The sequence below is a fragment of the Micromonospora sp. C31 genome, from assembly GCF_018070575.1.
Lineage (GTDB): Bacteria > Actinomycetota > Actinomycetes > Mycobacteriales > Micromonosporaceae > Micromonospora.
The window spans coordinates 37579-50612 of record NZ_JAGPXN010000026.1; the positions used below are offsets into that span (position 1 = coordinate 37579).

A 13034-nucleotide genomic window follows, 5' to 3' on the forward strand; every position below is an offset into this window, starting at 1 on the left:
TCAGGCGGGCCAGGCGGGCAGGCCGTGGGGGTGTGCCTCGGCGAGCAGGTGTTCCGGCCCGGTGCCGAGTCGGGCGCGGAGTTGGAAGTCGTCCCGGGCTTCCCGCGGGTGCGGCTCGAAGGACAGGTGGGCGACCGGCGCGTCGGCGCTGCCGGCGGCGGCCAGCCGGTCCAGCTCGGCGGTGACCCGCGCCCACTCCTCGGCCGGCACGTACTGCCGCATCACCGAGTGCCACACCACGGTCAGCGTGCCGGGCCGCGGGGTGATCCCGGCGAGGAAGTCGGCCGCCCCCGCCGCGACGACGCGGGCCGGCAGCCGTCGGGCCAGCTCCAGCGCGCCGGCCAGCCGGGCCGCGCGGGCGGTGTGCTGCGGCCAGACGTACGCCCGCAGCGCCAGCGCGTCGTCGGGGTCGCCCGGGTCGAGTGGGGTGAGGTCGCAGCCGAGCCGCTCCACGACGGCCAGCTCGGGGTGCGTGCCGGCCGCCTCCCGCAGCCAGTCGGGCGCCCCGCCCCGCCAGGCGTCGGGCAGCCGCACCGGGGAGTCGGCCGGGCCCCAGGCGAAGTCGGCGGCCTCGACGCGGAACCGGTCGGCGCGCAGGTTCAGTCCGCCGCTGGCGCCCAGCTCGACCAGGCGTACCGGCAGCCCGCCCGTCTCCCGGAGGGTGTGCAGCAGGCCGGCCAGCAGCAGGTTCGCCCGGCCGACCTCGTTGGTCTGGGGCGGGCGGCGCAGCCAGCCGCGCAACGTGTCGTGCTCGGCTTCGACGACGGTGCGGAACGCGGCCCAGCAGGCGGGGGCGTCGGCCGCCCGGTACGCCCCGCCGGCGCTGGGATAGAACCGGGCCAGTTCCGGCGCCCGGCCGGAGAGCACCAGCGCGTGTACGCCGCCGAGCAGGCGCAGCGACACGACGTCGTCGGCGGGGGCGTCCTCGTACCCCGTGATGACGGTGGCGCACGGGCCACCGGCCCGGATGTCCCCCGCGGTGCGGGTCAGCAGGTCGGCGTAGAGGCCGGCGGCCATGTGTGCGCAGGCCCGCGCCTGTCGTTCCGCGGCCTTCGCGGCCTGTTCCCGGGACATCCGCCACCTCCGTCCGGTCGGTCCCGTGATCGTGCGCCCGGAGCCGCCGCGAGGGAAGCACCGGGCGGGGCGAGGCTGCTCACAGCCGATAGGCTGACCGGCGGCCGAGCAGACGAGTGCGAGAAGGAGCCATCCGTGCGCCCAGGTGGACAGCCGAACATGCAGCAGATGCTGAAGCAGGCGCAGAAGATGCAGCAGCAGATCGCCACGGCGCAGGCCGAGCTGGCCGAGGCGGAGCTGACCGGCACCGCGGGCGGTGGCCTGGTGACCGCGACCGTCGCCGGCACCGGCGAGCTGAAGTCGATCAAGATCGATCCGAAGGCGGTCGACCCGGAGGACGTGGAGACCCTGGAGGACCTGGTGGTCGCGGCCATGCACAACGCGGCCGAGGCGGCGCGGCAGTTGACCGAGCAGAAGATGGGTCCGGTCACCGGCGGCATGGGCGGCCTCGGCCTGCCCGGTTTCTGAGCGGCAGATGTACGAGGGCGCCATCCAGGACCTGATCGACGAGTTGGGGCGGCTGCCGGGCGTGGGCCCGAAGAGCGCCCAGCGGATCGCGTTCCACGTCCTGTCCGCCGACCCGGCCGACGTCAACCGGCTGGCCGGGGCGTTGCGCAAGGTCAAGGAGCTGGTGCGGTTCTGCACCAGTTGCTACAACGTGGCCGAGTCGGACCGGTGCCGGATCTGCCGCGACCCGCGTCGCACGGACGAGGTGCTCTGCGTGGTCGAGGAGCCGAAGGACGTGGTGGCGATCGAGCGGACCGGTGAGTTCCGGGGCCGCTACCACGTGCTCGGCGGGGCGATCAATCCGCTGGAGGGCATCGGGCCGGACAATCTGCGTATCCGCGAGCTGATGACCCGGCTCAGCGACGGCACGGTGCGGGAGCTGATCCTGGCCACGGACCCGAACACCGAGGGCGAGGCGACCGCGACGTACCTGGCGCTGATGGTCAAGCCGATGGGCATCTCGGTGACCCGGTTGGCGAGCGGCCTGCCGGTCGGTGGCGACCTGGAGTACGCCGACGAGATCACTCTCGGCCGGGCCTTCGAGGGCCGTCGCGCCGTCTGAGTTCCCCGTTGGCCGGCACCGGATTCCGGTGCCGGCCATCGTCGTACGGGTACTTTCCCGTCCACTGTGGGTTCTGACATTCCCGCGATGCTGGTGACAATCGATGTAACAAATCGGCATCGCTCAAACCAGGCATAGTGCCCCTTAGTTGGCGGTCCCGAACGGCCTCTCAGGCGGGGTGCATCGGTTAAGACACGATCCGGTACCAACCGGTTCCTCGTAGGTTTCCCGCCGGTCCGAACGGCGGCTAAGGTCACGGCGATCGGTGACCCCTGTCACCACGATTGTCCGTAACCCCAAGGACGAGGTGAAGCACCCATGCGTGCATCCAGGCCGAAGGTCGCGATCGCGGCCGTCGCGGTCGCGGCCCTCGCGGTAGCAGGCTGCGCCGAGAGCGACCGCGATGACAGTTCCGGCGGTAGCAAGAAGGACACCCTCGTCTTCGGCGTAGCCGGAGACCCGAAGGTGCTCGACCCCAGCTTCGCCAGCGACGGTGAGTCGCTGCGCGTGGCGCGTCAGGTCTTCGAGACGCTGGTCCGCCCGGAGGAGGGTGGCACCAAGGTCACCCCCGGCCTGGCCGAGTCCTGGACCCCGGACGCCGCGGGCACCACGTGGACCTTCAAGCTCCGCTCCGGCGTCAAGTTCCACGACGGCACCGAGTTCAACGCCGAGGCGGTCTGCAAGAACTTCGACCGCTGGTACAACGCCAAGGGCCTCATGCAGAGCCCGGACGTGACCGCCTACTGGCAGGACGTCATGGGCGGTTTCGCCAAGAACGAGAGCGCGGACCTGCCGCCGAGCCTCTTCAAGTCCTGCACCGCCAAGGACGCCACCACGGTCGACCTGGCCTTCACCCGGGTCTCCAGCAAGATCCCGGCCGCGCTGATGCTGCCGTCGTTCTCGATGCACAGCCCGACCGCGCTGGAGAAGTACGACGCCAGCAACGTGGGCGGCACCGCCGAGGACATCAAGTACCCGGAGTACGCCACGGCGCACCCGACCGGCACCGGCCCGTTCAAGTTCAAGACCTGGGACGTCGCCAACAAGACGCTCACCATCGAGCGCAACGACGACTACCACGGCAACAAGGCCAAGCTGAAGACCCTCATCTTCAAGACCATCTCGGACGAGAACGCGCGCAAGCAGGCGCTGCGCTCCGGCGACATCCAGGGCTACGACCTGGTCGGCCCGGCCGACGTCGAGCCGCTGAAGGGCGAGGGCTTCAACGTCCTCACCCGCCCGGCGTTCAACATCCTCTACCTGGCGATGAACCAGAAGGGGAACCCGAAGCTCGCCGACATCAAGGTCCGCCAGGCCATCGCGCACGCGCTGAACCGGCAGGCCCTGGTCGACTCGAAGCTGCCCCCGGGCGCCAAGGTCGCCGAGAACTTCATGCCGGACACCGTCGAGGGCTGGAACGGCGACGTCACCAAGTACGACTACAACCCGGAGAAGGCCAAGACGCTGCTGGCCGAGGCCGGCGCGACGAACCTGACCCTGCGGTTCCACTACCCGACCGAGGTCACCCGGCCGTACATGCCGAACCCGAAGGACCTCTTCGAGCTGCTCTCGGCGGACCTCAAGGCGGTCGGCATCAACGTCCAGGCCATCCCGCTCAAGTGGAGCCCGGACTACCTGAACGCCACCACCTCGGGTGCCAAGCACGACCTGCACTTCCTCGGCTGGACCGGTGACTACGGCGACGCCTACAACTTCATCGGCACGTTCTTCGACCGGCAGAAGGACGAGTGGGGCTTCAACAACGCGGCCCTGTTCGCCCAGTTCAAGGACGCCGACACCACCGCCGACGCGGCGGCCCGGACCGAGAAGTACAAGGCCCTGAACAAGGCCATCATGGACTTCCTGCCCGGTGTCCCGGTGTCGCACTCGCCGCCGGCGATCGTGTTCGGCAAGGACGTGACCGGGGTCAAGGCGAGCCCGCTCACCGACGAGCGCTTCGCCACCGCCGAGTTCAAGTCCTGATCTGACGCTCCGACCGCGGGCGGGCGCTGTTTCGGCAGCGCCCGCCCGCGACCCTCCGTACCCCTTACGAGGCCGCCGTGTTCCGGTTCATCGTCAGACGCCTGCTCCAGCTGATACCCACGCTGTTCGGGCTCTCCCTCCTGCTCTTCATCTGGCTCCGCCGACTGCCCGGCGGTCCCGAGACCGCCATCCTCGGTGAGCGCGGGACGCCCGAGATGCGCGCCGCCATCCGGCGCAACATGGGCCTCGACGAGCCGATCCTGGTGCAGTACGGCCGGTTCGTGCGGCGGCTGATCCGCCTGGACCTGGGCACGTCGACCTCCACCAAGCGGACCGTCGTCACCGAGTTCGTCGAACGCTTCCCCGGCACGGTGGAGCTGTCTATTTCGGCGATGCTGATCGCGATCGGCCTCGGCATCCCGCTGGGCTACCTGGCGGCCCGGCGCCGCGGCCGGATGCTGGACCACCTCTCGGTCGGCGGCTCGCTGATCGGCATCTGCATCCCGGTCTTCTTCCTCGCGTACGTGCTCAAGGCGATCTTCGCCGAGAACCTCGGCTGGTTCCCGGCGAGCGGCCGGCAGGACCCGACGCTCGGGGCGACGCGAATCACCAACTTCTTCGTCCTCGACGGGATCATGACCCGCGAGTGGGACGCCGCCGCCGACGCGCTCTGGCACCTCGTGCTGCCGGCCGTCGCGCTGGCCAGCATCCCGCTGGCGATCATCGTCCGGATCACCCGGGCCAGCGTGCTCGAGGTGCTCAACGAGGACTTCGTCCGTACCGCCGAGGCGAAGGGACTGACCGAGAGTACGGTCCGGCGCCGGCACGTGCTGCGCAACTCCATGCTGCCGGTGGTCACCTCGATCGGCCTGCTCACCGGCGGCCTGCTCTCCGGCGCGGTGCTGACCGAGACCGTCTTCGCCTTCAGCGGCATCGGAGCCTTCATCTACGAGGCGATCAGCCAGCGTGACTATCCGGTGCTGATGGGCTTCATCCTGATCATCGCGGTGGTGTACGTGTTGGTGAACCTCCTGGTCGACCTCTCCTACAGCCTGATCGACCCGAGGGTGAGGGTCCGATGACGATCACCGGCGGCAAGAAGAAGGAAAAGATCGACCGGCTCTCCGAGCTGGCGGCCCGGGAGGACGAGCGCGGCGTCAGCCTCTGGAAGGAGGCGTTCCGCCGGCTGCGGCGCAACCCGGCGGCGATCGTCGGCGCGGTGATCCTGAGCCTGTTCCTGCTGGTCGCTCTCCTGGGCCCGTTCTTCGTCCCGCACCCCCCGGACGCCCAGCTCTGGAAGGGCGAGATCCGCCTCGGCGACTTCCCCGGCTTCCGGAGCGAGAACTGGTTCGGCGTCGACCACATCGGACGCGACGAGTTCAGCCGCATGATCGTCGGGGCCCGGCAGACCCTGCTGGTCGGCGTGGTCTCCACCCTGATCGGCCTCGCCGTCGGCTCGCTGATCGGCGGGGTCGCCGGTGCCGCCGCCGGCCTCGGCGGCCGGTGGGGACGGGCGGTCGACAACGTGCTGATGCGGTTCGTCGACATGCTGCTGGCCATGCCGAGCCTGCTGCTGGCGATCAGCATCGCCGCCCTGCTCGGCGCCGGGCTGACCACGGTCATGATCGCCGTCGGCGTGGTGTCGGTGCCGGTCTTCGCCCGGCTGCTGCGCGGCTCGATGATCTCCCAGGCGAACAGCGACTACGTCCTGGCGGCCGTCTCGCTGGGCGTCAAGAAGCCGAAGATCGCGCTGACCCACGTGGTGCCGAACTCGCTGGCCCCGGTCATCGTGCAGGCCACCCTCACCCTGGCCACCGCGATCATCGAGGCCGCGGCGCTCTCCTTCCTCGGCCTCGGCAACAACGACGCCTCCATCCCCGAGTGGGGTGTGATGCTCGCCGACGCGCAGCAGTACCTCGACTCCGCGCCCCGGCTGGCGATCCTGCCCGCGCTCGCCATCATCGTCACCGCGCTGGGCTTCACCCTGCTCGGCGAGGCGATGCGCGAGGCACTCGACCCGAAGCTGCGGAAGTAGGACCGGTGAGCGCGAGGAGTGAGCTTGCGAGCCCCGCAGTCGCGAACGAAAGGCGGGCCCGACATGGCTCTGCTTGATGTCGAAGATCTCTCCGTCACCTTCGCCCGGCGCGGTCAGCGCACCGTGCACGCCGTCGACGGGGTCTCCTTCTCCGTCGACGCGGGCGAGGTGGTCGGCCTGGTCGGCGAGTCCGGCTGCGGCAAGAGCGTCACCTCGCTGGCGATCATGGGTCTGCTGCCCAAGCAGCCGGGCCTGCGCGTCGGCGGCAAGGCCGTCTTCGACGGCACGGACCTGCTCCAGCTCGACGACCGGTCCCGGCGGGACATCCGTGGCCGGGACGTCGCGATGATCTTCCAGGACCCGCTGTCGTCCCTGAACCCGGTGATCCCGATCGGGTTGCAGGTCACCGAGGTGCTCACGCGGCACCGGGGGATGAAGGGCGCGGCGGCCGAGAAGGAGGCGGCGGAGCTGCTCGACCGGGTCGGCATCCCCGACCCGAAGCGGCGGCTCAAGGAGTACCCGCACCAGCTCTCCGGCGGCATGCGGCAGCGCGCCCTGATCGCGATGGCGGTGGCCTGCCAGCCTCGGCTGCTGATCGCCGACGAGCCCACCACGGCACTGGACGTCACCATCCAGGCGCAGATCCTGGAGCTGCTCAAGGAGCTGGTCCGGGACTCCGGCACCGCCCTGGTGATGATCACGCACGACCTGGGCGTGGTCGCCGGCATGTGCGACACCGTCAACGTGCTGTACGGCGGCCGGGTGGTGGAGACGGCCCGCCGTCGCCCGCTGTTCCGCGAGCCCCGGCATCCGTACACCGTGGGGCTGCTCGCTTCGGTGCCGCGCCTGGACGCCGGGCGCGGCGAGCGGTTGAACCCGATTCCCGGCTCGGTCCGCGACCTGCTGCCCTGGGCGGACGGCTGCGCCTTCGCGCCGCGCTGCGCGCGGCGGGTCGACGAGTGCGTGGGGGAGCCGCCCGCGCTGGTGCTCGCCCACGACGGGCGCAGCTACCGTTGCGTCAACCCGGCGCCGCTGCCCGGCACCCTGCCCCCGCCGGCCGCTGCCGGCGCCGCCCCGGCGGCCGAGGCGCCGGCCGGCACCGCCAAGGCGGCGGAGGCGACCGCGGGCCCGGTGCCCGCACCGCGCGAGGAGGAGAAGCCGTGACCGAGAGCGAGTTCCTCGTCGAGGTCCGCGACCTCAAGGTGCACTTCCCGATCCGGCGGGGGGTGATCTTCGACCGTACGGTCGGCCACGTGAAGGCCGTCGACGGCGTCGACCTGAGCATCCCGCGGGGCAAGACGTACGGCCTGGTCGGCGAGTCCGGTTGCGGCAAGTCGACGTTGGGCCGGGCGCTGCTCCAGCTCAACCCGCCCACCGGCGGCGAGGTCAGGTTCGACGGTGTCGAGCTGACGACGCTGCCGGCGGGCAAGCTGCGGTCGATGCGCCGCCGGATGCAGATGATCTTCCAGGACCCGATGTCGAGCCTGGACCCCCGGCAGAACGTCGAGTCGATCCTCACCGAGGGCCTACAGGCCCACGGCATCGGCGGCGACCGGGACGAGCGGCGGCGGATCATCGGCGAGACGCTGGACGCGGTGGGCCTGCCCCGCTGGGCGCTCTCCCGCTACCCGCACGAGTTCTCGGGCGGCCAGCGGCAGCGCATCGGCATCGCCCGGGCGCTGGTGCTCGGGCCCGAGCTGATCGTCGCCGACGAGCCGGTCTCCGCGCTCGACGTGTCGATCCAGGCCCAGGTGGTGAACCTCCTGGACGAACTCCAGGACAGCCTCGGCCTGACCTACCTGGTGATCGCGCACGACCTCGCGGTGGTGCGGCACATCTCCGACATCGTCGGCGTGATGTACCTGGGCGCGCTGGTCGAGGAGGCGCCGAGCGACCGGCTCTACACCGAGCCGATCCACCCGTACACGCGGGCGCTGATGTCGGCGGTGCCGGTGCCGGACCCGGACGTGGAGGACCGCCGGGAGCGCATCCTGCTCGCCGGCGACCTGCCCTCGCCGGCCAACCCACCGACGGGCTGCCGGTTCCACACCCGTTGCCCGTGGGCGCAACCGACCCGCTGCGCCGACGAGCGGCCGGCGCTGCGGCAGATCGGCGGCAGCCGGGTCGCCTGCCACTTCGCCGAGCGAATCGCCAGCGGGGAGCTACGCCCGCACAAGGTCGGCGTGCAGCTCACCCGGCCTCTCGGCGAGGGCGAGGAGCCGCACACCGTCTCCGCCCCCACCGAGCCCGGCTCGTACGTCTGACCGGTGTCGCGGACGCGGCCCTCGACCGGGGGCCGCGTCCGGGCGGTCGGTGGGTCAGCCCTCGGGGCGGTGCAGCAGCGCCACCGCGATGCCGTGCACCGCGTCCAGCCCGGCCGGGTCGGCCAGCGCGACCCTGCCGCCGGTGACCGTGTACCACTCGTCGGCGTCCTTGTACTGCACCGTCAGCGTCACCTGACCGTCGGCGTACCCCGTGCGCAGGGTCAGCTCGCCGGTGACCACGCCGACCTCGTCGGTCATCACCCCGCCCGGGCCGGGCACGACGTCGGCCGTACGCTCCCGCGCGGTGGTCGACGTGCCCTCGGCGTCGGCGGCCATGCCGGCCCCCGGCACCCCGGTGGTCGTGCCGGCCGCGCCGTCCGCCGTCATGCCGGCCGTGGCCGCACCGGCCGGGGCGCTGCCGGTGGCCGCCGCCGCGTCCTCCCCGGTGGCGTCCGGCCTCTGCCCCGGGGAGGGGGTCGCCCCGGCTCCGGTCACGGCTTGCTCGCCCATGTGCAGCCTCCCAGCATGTCGGTCAGGGCGGCCTTCTCGGCACTGGTCACCGTGAGCCGCCAGTGGTGCTTGACCGTCACCCAGTCCTCGGCGTACTGGCACCAGAACGACCGGTTCGCCGGCTTCCACTGGGACGGGTCCTGGTCACCCTTTGCCCGGTTGGAGGACGCGGAAACCGCGATGAGCTGCGGCCGGTCCAGGTCGTTGGCGAACTCGCCCCGCTTCGTGTCGTCCCACTCGTCGGCACCCGAGCGCCACGCGTTCGCCAGCGGCACCATGTGGTCGACGTCCACGTCGGACGGGTCGGTGAAGGCGCGGCCGTCGTACACGCTCTCCCAGCGGCCGTCGACCACGTTGCAACCGGAGAGCTTGATGTCCTCCCCGTCGCGTTTCAGCACGCTGTCGCGTACGTCGCAGTTCTTGCCGGTGTCCCGCCAGTGCGGGAAGCGGCTGCGGCTGTAGCCCTTCATCGACCCGGCGGAGGCCACGGTGAGCTGGGCCAGCTTCTGCGCGGCGTTGCCGCCGCCCCCACCGCTGCTCGGCGCGACGTCCGGGTCCTCGACGGCGACACAACCGGCCGCGCCGAGCGCCAGCGCCGCCGCGAGCGCGGCCGTCACCGCGGCGCGCGGTCCTGATCTGGTACGCACAGACGACACCTCTCCAGCTTGCGGGCTTCCGGCGATCCCGCACAGTACCCGGGACGGGTTTCGGCGATTCGTGGCGTCTGGCATATCGCGCGGGGCAGATTGGACGCCATGGCCGAAACCACGCCCGCGCTCCGGCTCGGCACCGCTCGCGGGCGGGGCACCCTGCTCGCCGCCGTCCTCGCCTCCGGCATGGTCTTCCTGGACACCACCGTGGTCAACGTGGCATTGCCCCGCCTCGGTGCGGACCTCGACGCCACCGTCGCGGGTCTCCAGTGGACGATCAACGGCTACCTGCTGACGCTCGCCGCCTTCGTCCTGCTCGGCGGCGCGCTCGGGGACCAGTTCGGGCGGCGGCGGGTCTTCCTGCTCGGAGTGCTCTGGTTCACCCTCGCGTCGCTGCTCTGCGGCCTGGCCCAGGGCACCGGGTGGCTGATCGCGGCCCGGTTCCTCCAGGGCGCCGGGGGCGCGCTGCTGACCCCCGGCTCGCTGTCGGTGCTCCAGGCCAGCTTCCACCCGGACGACCGGGGCCGCGCCATCGGCGCGTGGTCGGGGCTGTCCGGCGTCTCCACCGCCCTCGGCCCGTTCCTCGGCGGCTGGCTGATCGACGCGCTCTCCTGGCGGTGGATCTTCTTCCTCAACCTGCCGCTGGCGGTGCTCGTGCTGCTGGCGGCGTTGCGCTGGGTGCCGGAGAGCCGGGACGAGGCCGCGTCCCGCACCGGGGAGGCGGGGCGTGGTCGCCGCCGGTTCGACGTGGCCGGCGCCCTGCTGGGCGCGCTCGCCCTGGCCGGCGTCACGTACGCGCTGATCGACGCACCCGTGCGGGGCTTCGACTCGGTGCCGGTGCTCGTCGCCGCGCTGGTGGGCGTGGCCGGCGCGGCGGCCTTCGTGCTGGTCGAGCGGCGCCGGGGGGACGCCGCGATGCTGCCCACCGGCCTGTTCGGCAGCCGGCTCTTCTCCGTGCTGAACGTCTTCACCGTGCTCGTCTACGCGGCGCTCGGCGGCTTCACCTTCTTCCTCGCCGTCTACCTGCAGAACGTGGTCGGCTGGTCGGCGCTGCTCACCGGCGTCGCGCTGCTGCCGATGACGGTGCTGCTGCTGGTCGGCTCGCCCCGGGCCGGCGCGCTGTCGGCGCGGATCGGGCCGCGGCTGCCGTTGACCGTCGGGCCGGTGGTCGCCGCCGCCGGGCTGGTGCTGCTGCGTGGCGTCGACCCCGACGCGTCGTACTGGCGGGACGTGCTGCCCGGCGTGACGCTCTTCGGCATCGGGCTGACGCTGGTGGTGGCGCCACTGACCGCCTCCGTGCTGGCCGCGGTCGACAGCCGGTTCGCCGGCGTGGCGAGCGGCTTCAACAACGCCGCGTCCCGGGCGGGCGGCCTGCTGGCGGTGGCCGCGTTGCCGCTGCTGGTCGGGCTCTCCGGCTCCGGCTACGCGCAGCCGGCCGCGCTCACCGACGCGTACCGGGGCGCCATGCTCTGGTGCGCGGGCCTGCTGCTGGCCGGGGCGGCGATGGCCGCCCTGCTCATCCACCGCCCAAGACGTTAGGAAGGGCCCCCTGCTATGCACCATGCGTTAACAAGGGGCCCTTCCTTGCACGTCAGGCGCGGGCGCGGTTGACGGCGCTCGTCACGGCCTTCACGGAGGCGGTGACGATGTTCGCGTCGGTGCCGACGCCCCAGACCGTACGACCGTCGACCTCGCACTCCACGTAGGCGGCGGCCTGCGCGTCCCCGCCCGAGGAGAGCGCGTGCTCGTGGTAGTCGAGTACCCGTACCGCCACGCCCACCGACTGGAGCGCGTTGACGTACGCGTCGATGGGGCCGTTGCCGACGGCGGTCAGCGAGCGGGATCCGCCGCCCAGGCCGACGCGGGCCTCGATCTCGACCTTGCCCTCGGCGGTGCCGATGGCGTAGCCGTCCAGGGCGAGCGCCGGGTCGACCTGGTGGTCGAGCAGGTAGTGCGTGGCGAAGATCTCCCACATGGTGCCCGGGTCGACCTCGCCGCCGTCGTGGTCGGTCACCTGCTGGACCACGCCGGAGAACTCGATCTGGAGCCGGCGCGGCAGGTCGAGCTGGTGCTCGCTCTTCATGATGTACGCGACGCCGCCCTTGCCGGACTGCGAGTTGACCCGGATGACCGCCTCGTAGGTGCGGCCCAGGTCCTTCGGGTCGATCGGCAGGTAGGGCACCGCCCAGGTGTGCTCGTCGATCGGCACCCCGGCCGCCGCCGCGTCCTTGGCGAGCGCGTCGAAGCCCTTCTTGATCGCGTCCTGGTGGGAGCCGGAGAAGGCGGTGTAGACGAGATCGCCCGCGTACGGGTGGCGCTCGTGCACCGGAAGCTGGTTGCAGTACTCGACGGCGCGTCGCACCTCGTCGATGTTCGAGAAGTCGATCATCGGGTCGACGCCCTGGGAGAAGAGGTTGAGTCCCAGCGTCACCAGGTCGACGTTGCCGGTGCGCTCGCCGTTGCCGAACAGGCAGCCCTCGACCCGGTCCGCGCCGGCCAGCAGGCCCAGCTCGGCGGCGGCCACCCCGGTGCCCCGGTCGTTGTGCGGGTGCAGGCTCAGCACCAGGCTGCCCCGTCGGGGCAGGTGCCGGTGCATCCACTCGATCGAGTCGGCGTAGACGTTCGGCATGGCCATCTCGATGGTGGCCGGCAGGTTGACGATCAGCTTGCGGTCCGGGGTCGGGTCGACCACCTCGATGACCTTGGCGCAGACCTCCAGCGCGTACTCCAGCTCCGTGCCCGTGTAGGACTCGGGCGAGTACTCGTAGTGGATGTCCGTGTCCGGGGTGTGGATCTCGGCGTACTTGCGGCAGAGCCGCGCGCCCTGGGTGGCGATGTCGGCGATGCCGTCGCGGTCCAGCCCGAAGACCACCCGACGCTGGAGCGTGGAGGTCGAGTTGTAGAAGTGCACGATCGCCCGCCGCGCGCCGCGCAGCGACTCGAAGGTCCGGTCGATCAGGTGCTCCCGGCACTGGGTGAGCACCTGGATCGTGACGTCGGAGGGGATCAGGTCCTGCTCGATGAGCTGCCGCACGAAGTCGTAGTCCGTCTGGCTGGCCGAGGGGAAGCCGACCTCGATCTCCTTGTAGCCCATCTGCACGAGCAGCTGGAACATCCGGCGCTTGCGCTCCGGCGACATCGGGTCGATCAGCGCCTGGTTGCCGTCGCGCAGGTCCACCGCGCACCAGCGCGGCGCGGCCTCGACGTGCCGGGTCGGCCAGGTGCGGTCGGGCAGGTCGATCCGGAACTGCTGCCGGTAGGGCTGGTAGCGGTGGTACGGCATCCGGCTGGGGCGCTGCCGGGCGATCGGATCGGTGTCAGCGTCGGTGACGGGTTGAGCCATGACGGAGTGCTCCCTGGAACATGTGGCGTCAGCAATCGGAAGGTGTCGGTCGGGTGCCGGGCGACGGTGCCCGGGCGGTTGCCGATGGGAAGTTCGGATGTGCTGG

12 protein-coding genes are annotated in these 13034 nt (G+C 71.6%); 8 read left to right on the forward strand and 4 right to left on the reverse strand.

Annotated features, from left to right (window positions below):
* The gene (locus KBX06_RS25505) at positions 1-1074 is read right to left on the reverse strand and encodes a DUF2332 domain-containing protein (RefSeq protein WP_210839413.1); all 1074 of its coding nucleotides are present in this window, start codon (positions 1072-1074) and stop codon (positions 1-3) included.
* A gap of 159 nt (positions 1075-1233) precedes the next feature.
* Here KBX06_RS25505 and KBX06_RS25510 point away from each other — a divergent pair, with 159 nt between their 5' ends.
* The 7 genes from KBX06_RS25510 to KBX06_RS25540 all read left to right on the forward strand — a co-directional run bounded on the left by KBX06_RS25510 (position 1234) and on the right by KBX06_RS25540 (position 8425).
* Positions 1234-1542: a YbaB/EbfC family nucleoid-associated protein gene (locus KBX06_RS25510; RefSeq protein WP_247686680.1), complete on the forward strand. Its 309-nt coding sequence runs from the start codon at positions 1234-1236 to the stop codon at positions 1540-1542.
* A 7-nt stretch (positions 1543-1549) separates the two neighbouring features.
* Positions 1550-2143, forward strand: coding sequence for a recombination mediator RecR (gene recR, locus KBX06_RS25515; protein ID WP_151453559.1), 594 nt, complete (start codon positions 1550-1552; stop codon positions 2141-2143).
* Between the two features lie 318 nt (positions 2144-2461).
* Entirely contained in the window at positions 2462-4126 is a 1665-nt protein-coding gene (locus tag KBX06_RS25520) for an ABC transporter substrate-binding protein (protein WP_210839417.1), read from the forward strand.
* Between the two features lie 77 nt (positions 4127-4203).
* A complete protein-coding gene (locus KBX06_RS25525) occupies positions 4204-5208 on the forward strand; it encodes an ABC transporter permease (protein ID WP_210839419.1) in 1005 nt (334 codons plus the stop codon).
* A complete protein-coding gene (locus KBX06_RS25530) occupies positions 5205-6161 on the forward strand; it encodes an ABC transporter permease (protein ID WP_210839421.1) in 957 nt (318 codons plus the stop codon). Before KBX06_RS25525 ends, KBX06_RS25530 begins: the two co-directional genes overlap by 4 nt.
* Positions 6162-6224: 63 nt before the next feature.
* Positions 6225-7325: an ABC transporter ATP-binding protein gene (locus tag KBX06_RS25535; protein ID WP_210839423.1), complete on the forward strand. Its 1101-nt coding sequence runs from the start codon at positions 6225-6227 to the stop codon at positions 7323-7325.
* Entirely contained in the window at positions 7322-8425 is a 1104-nt protein-coding gene (locus KBX06_RS25540; protein WP_210839425.1) for an ABC transporter ATP-binding protein, read from the forward strand. The genes KBX06_RS25535 and KBX06_RS25540 overlap by 4 nt, the downstream gene beginning before the upstream one ends.
* Positions 8426-8479: 54 nt before the next feature.
* On the opposite strand, the gene KBX06_RS25545 is transcribed toward KBX06_RS25540, so the two are convergent.
* Together KBX06_RS25545 and KBX06_RS25550 are read right to left on the reverse strand one after the other, a co-directional pair.
* On the reverse strand, positions 8480-8935 hold the full coding sequence (locus KBX06_RS25545; protein ID WP_210839426.1) for a hypothetical protein: 456 nt from the start codon (positions 8933-8935) through the stop codon (positions 8480-8482).
* Positions 8917-9582: an HNH endonuclease family protein gene (locus KBX06_RS25550; RefSeq protein WP_307854751.1), complete on the reverse strand. Its 666-nt coding sequence runs from the start codon at positions 9580-9582 to the stop codon at positions 8917-8919. The genes KBX06_RS25545 and KBX06_RS25550 overlap by 19 nt, the downstream gene beginning before the upstream one ends.
* Positions 9583-9690: 108 nt before the next feature.
* Between KBX06_RS25550 and KBX06_RS25555 the strand changes: the two genes are divergently transcribed.
* Positions 9691-11124 carry an MFS transporter gene (locus tag KBX06_RS25555; protein ID WP_210839431.1) on the forward strand — a complete coding sequence of 478 codons (1434 nt, stop codon included), beginning with the start codon at positions 9691-9693 and terminating at the stop codon, positions 11122-11124.
* A gap of 52 nt (positions 11125-11176) precedes the next feature.
* Here the strand turns inward: KBX06_RS25555 and leuA are convergent, their stop codons facing one another.
* Positions 11177-12928 carry a 2-isopropylmalate synthase gene (gene leuA / locus KBX06_RS25560; protein WP_210839433.1) on the reverse strand — a complete coding sequence of 584 codons (1752 nt, stop codon included), beginning with the start codon at positions 12926-12928 and terminating at the stop codon, positions 11177-11179.
* Positions 12929-13034: the final 106 nt, after the last annotated feature.